4 protein-coding genes are annotated in these 3996 nt (G+C 52.4%); 2 read left to right on the top strand and 2 right to left on the bottom strand.

Annotated elements, in window-relative coordinates; genetic code table 11:
* Positions 1 to 18: 18 nt before the first annotated feature.
* Together ABYV26_RS22370 and ABYV26_RS22365 are read left to right on the top strand one after the other, a co-directional pair.
* Entirely contained in the window at positions 19 to 1353 is a 1335-nt protein-coding gene (locus ABYV26_RS22370) for a phenylacetate--CoA ligase family protein (RefSeq protein ID WP_372683574.1), read from the top strand.
* A gap of 17 nt (positions 1354 to 1370) precedes the next feature.
* Entirely contained in the window at positions 1371 to 1559 is a 189-nt protein-coding gene (locus ABYV26_RS22365) for a hypothetical protein (RefSeq protein WP_372683573.1), read from the top strand.
* A 90-nt stretch (positions 1560 to 1649) separates the two neighbouring features.
* Here the strand turns inward: ABYV26_RS22365 and ABYV26_RS22360 are convergent, their stop codons facing one another.
* A complete protein-coding gene (locus tag ABYV26_RS22360; RefSeq protein WP_372683572.1) occupies positions 1650 to 3071 on the bottom strand; it encodes a transferase in 1422 nt (473 codons plus the stop codon).
* The gene (locus tag ABYV26_RS22355; protein ID WP_372683571.1) at positions 3068 to 3646 is read right to left on the bottom strand and encodes an HPP family protein; all 579 of its coding nucleotides are present in this window, start codon (positions 3644 to 3646) and stop codon (positions 3068 to 3070) included. The genes ABYV26_RS22360 and ABYV26_RS22355 overlap by 4 nt, the downstream gene beginning before the upstream one ends.
* Positions 3647 to 3996: the final 350 nt, after the last annotated feature.

The following is a 3996-nucleotide window of genomic DNA, read 5'->3' as shown; positions in this document are numbered from 1 at the left end:
TGACCGATGGAGGCCATCATGCTTGCCAACCAGCCATACTGGAACCCTGTTCTGGAAACGGCAGATCCTCAGCGTCTGCGGGCGTTGCAATTGAAAAAATTTAAAAAAATTTTCCGTTGGGCCTATGACCATTCACGGTTTCACCGCTCGCTGTATGACCGGGCCGGTATTGGGCCTGAGGATATACGAAGATTTGAAGATATCCGCCATGTGCCCAAGGTGGAAAAATCCATGATGCGTGACATCCAACGAAAAGACCCTTTTCCCTATGGGGATGCACTCTGCGTACCCCTGGAGGCGGTCACGGAATTTCGCCAAACCAGCGGTACCACCGGACAGCCGGTCTATCAGGCCGACACCTGGCAGGATTGGGAGTGGTGGGCCGAGTGCTGGGCATTCATCTTGTGGGCCCAGGGGTACCGCCCATCGGATCGCGTGTTCATTCCCTTTGGGTACAATATTTTTGTGGCTTTCTGGGCCGGTCATTACGCTGCCGAAAAGGTCGGGTGCGAAGTCGTACCCGGCGGCGTGTTGGACACCCAAGCCCGCATACTTAAAATCCAGGAATTGAAAGCAACCGCCATGATGGCCACACCCACCTATGTACTGGGCATGGCCGATACGGCGATACGAAAAATGGGCATCGACCCATCGGGTCTGGGCATCAAAAAAATCACCTGCGCCGGCGAACCGGGCGCCAGCATTCCCGCCACAAAAAAGCGAATGCAGGATGCCTGGAACGCTCGCGTGTTCGATCACGCAGGCGCAACGGAAATTGGGGCGTGGTCTTTCGAATGCGAAGCCCAGCCGGGAGGAATGCACGTCAACGACGCTTTTTTCCTGGTGGAAATCGAGGACGTTGATTCCGGTGAAATCATTGATGAACCCGGGCGTCGCGGCAAAATGATCATCACGGCGTTGGATCGATTCGCCCAACCGTGTGTTCGTTTCGATGCCAAGGATATCATCGAATGGGATTCGGCCTCTTGTGCATGTGGTCGCACCTTCCGCCTGATCAAAGGAGGCGTCATCGGACGGGCCGACGATATTACCAAGGTGAAAGGGGTGCTTCTGGCTCCATCGGCCATTGAAGAGGTGGTCAGGAGCATAGACGGCCTGGGCGATGAATACGAAGTTATCGTAGACAAACTGGGGGACATCGACCGCATCAAGTTGAAAGTAGAACTGAAGACCGGCCAGGAAGATCGCGCCAAAGAGATCGAAAGTCAGCTCAAAGACCGCCTTCGCTTGAAAACCAACCTGGGATACCGTATCGAATTCTACGATTACGGGCGCTTGCCCAGGTATGATATCAAGGCCAGACGCTTTAAGGATATGCGCAAGCATTCTTAACAAGGAGCCGTATGCCGATGGAGCCAATCGCGGATTTACAGGCAATCGATATCGAGGTCCGAAATATTAAATCGGCGGCTGAAAAACTCAGCCGCATGAGCGAAAATTTTCCAGCCTTGGCCAGAAACACCGTCAGAATCCTTGCCAGCGTGAAAATGCTGGAACTGAATATCAACGATTATGTCGCCTTGGAGTCGGAGGATTGATCAGCGGCCGCTAAACCAGGCGTGGAAATCGCCCATCGGAACAACCCGAAAGGCCCGGTCCAATATTCTTGAACGGGCCTTTCGGGTTTATCAGGGCTGGATAATAATCGTGGGGTAGAGCCCCTCCTTGTCACCCTTGGGATAAGGCTGAATGGTATTAAAGGAGATGTTCTGGTTTCGTTGGGCATGACCGCGGTTCAAATTACCATCGAAAAAGGCGCCGTTGGCTTCCAGGATATGGTGAATACGCTCCTGAAATGCCGAAACAAAACTGGCACCGTTGCCTTCGAAGAGCATATTGCCCTTGCAGACCCGGGTGTCGATCTTTGAAAAGGCGTTGAGGCTCATGCTGTTGGCTTCAAGCTCTTCCGCGTTTCTCACCAACCCCCAGACCAGACTGCCGGGGGACACCTTGAGCGGTTTTCTGATGTCGATGATGGTGTGCGGCATCACCACGCTGTCTTTGCCGATGGTCAGCCGGGCATCCGGGCGCCCCCTTAAAAAGCTGTTGAAGCCCACAAAAACATTGGTGCCCATATTGGCCTCGATGATTTTCGCACCGTGGGCCGTGACGTTGTTCCCCTCGAGTTTGGAATTGATGATGTAGCAGTTCTCCTGGGCATTGGCGCCCCTTCCGAGCGTCGAATTCTGAAGGAACGCACGCTGGGCGACCAGTACATTCTCTCCGATCTTGGTTTTTGGCTTGATCACCGCAAAGCGATCCAAAGATGCATTCTTGGGAACAGGCACCGAATTCTCGATGTTGACCACATTGAACACCCGCTGAAAGGCTTCCTTGCGATCCTCCACAAAATCCATGAATACGCCCTGGGGCGGGCTGCCGCTGGCAAAATAAATGTAGTTGTTCAATTGGCTGATCGGGTACCGGTACATGAAATTGAAATCACCTGGCTTGCGGACCCAGACGGTCCCCGGCTCGATCTTCAGGTGACTGATCTCCCCAGCTTGAACATACGAGTAAGCACCGATGACGCAGTCTCGCATGGTGGTCAGATCCACCGTCGAAAAGGGGCCCAGGTAGCAGCCGTCCGAAGGAGACCCGTGAATGTTGGCGTAATGGGTGGAAACCGTGTCGCGAATGTAAAATCGTTCCAGGGTCTCCGGGTCATGCGAAAAATTGTGCACCAGGGTTTTGATCAAAAAGCTGTCGTCGATGCGGATCTCCTCATCCTTGTCCACCGGGATATTGAACTCCTGGTATTGGAACAGGTCTCCCTTTTTTTTAAGTTCGTCACCACGGATGTCGCTCTTGTACAGCAAGGAATTGGTCACCCGGCATCGTCCTAAAAAGTAGCTGCCGGAGAGGTTGGCGTGCTTGAACACCAGGTTCAGGGGATGGTGTGGGGTGATGCCGTAGAAGGCATAAAATTTGGTCATCTGCCCGGTCGGAACGAGTTTATTGACCATGGGGTGAACATCGAACTCCAATTCACGGAGATTGATGTTCACGCGTTGGATGATCCGATCGAAGAGTTTTTCAAGCTCTTTCATGTTGACCCTCCGTCTGATAACTGTGATTCGGATTCTTTCATGGCATGGAAGACAGCGGCAAACACATCGGCCAGCCGCAACACACCGACGATATCCTTGCCCCGGGTAACCAGCAGCGACAGGTTGGAACCCGCGGTCAACTGGTGAAGCGCCATGTCCAGGGATGTGTTTTCATCCACGTACTCCCCTTCGGTGGGCCGCTGCATGAGATCGGTCACATTCAACTTGGCCGCTTTGGAATACACATCCAGAATCGGAGGTGAGTTTTTCAGGTACTCTTCCTGTTGCAGGGCCACAGCCTTGCGGGAAAAGCCAAGTTTTTTGAATTTTCTGATTTGGTCCAGATTGGCGTCGCTGGGCTCCAGGGCACGCAGAAAGTCCATCTGGCTGAGCTTGCCGATAACCCGTTTATTCTTGTCCAGTATCAGAACGGCCCGGTGGGAATAGCGGCTCTGCTGAAATTTTTCCTGGGCCTTTTCCAGCGCAAGCACCGATTCGAACAGGGTCGCATCATCGGGAACGGTGGCATACTCCGAGATCGGTACCATCAGATCTTTGACGCAGTAGTTCTTCAAAGGAAGCCTCCGGTTGAAAGGTTGATGCTGCTGGTTAATTTTTATCGACACGATCCGTCAGTTTCGGCGTAACTACCATGAATGTGTCGTTAAATCAATCTAAACCCATATTATCATAAAAATAGTCAGGAAAGAACCATACAGGCATGCACAAGGCTGTGTTTTTCGGCTTGTCCGGCGAACAACAAGGTTCTGACGGCAACCTTTACTTACCTGGAGTGAGTACCATTTCCTTGATCTTAGCCATCCCCTGTGGTAGACAACCGCTGGCGTTTCAAATTTTACTTCCCCCACTTACAAATCGATGCGAATTAAATGGGTTGAATGCCCAATAGAATAATAACCAAGAG

Origin of the sequence: Desulfosarcina sp., assembly GCF_041551955.1 — a bacterium.
Classification (GTDB): domain Bacteria; phylum Desulfobacterota; class Desulfobacteria; order Desulfobacterales; family Desulfosarcinaceae; genus Desulfosarcina.
The sequence above is the reverse complement of the archived record's forward strand: the minus strand, read 5'-3'. Positions and strand labels throughout refer to the sequence as shown.

What these genes read in the sequence shown, in the direction of transcription:
- ABYV26_RS22370 (WP_372683574.1), top strand. Translation starts at nt 19, where the DNA reads ATGCTTGCCAACCAGCCATACTGGAACCCTGTTCTGGAAACGGCAGAT.
- ABYV26_RS22365 (WP_372683573.1), top strand. Translation starts at nt 1,371, where the DNA reads ATGGAGCCAATCGCGGATTTACAGGCAATCGATATCGAGGTCCGAAAT.
- ABYV26_RS22360 (WP_372683572.1), bottom strand. Translation starts at nt 3,071, where the DNA reads ATGAAAGAGCTTGAAAAACTCTTCGATCGGATCATCCAACGCGTGAAC.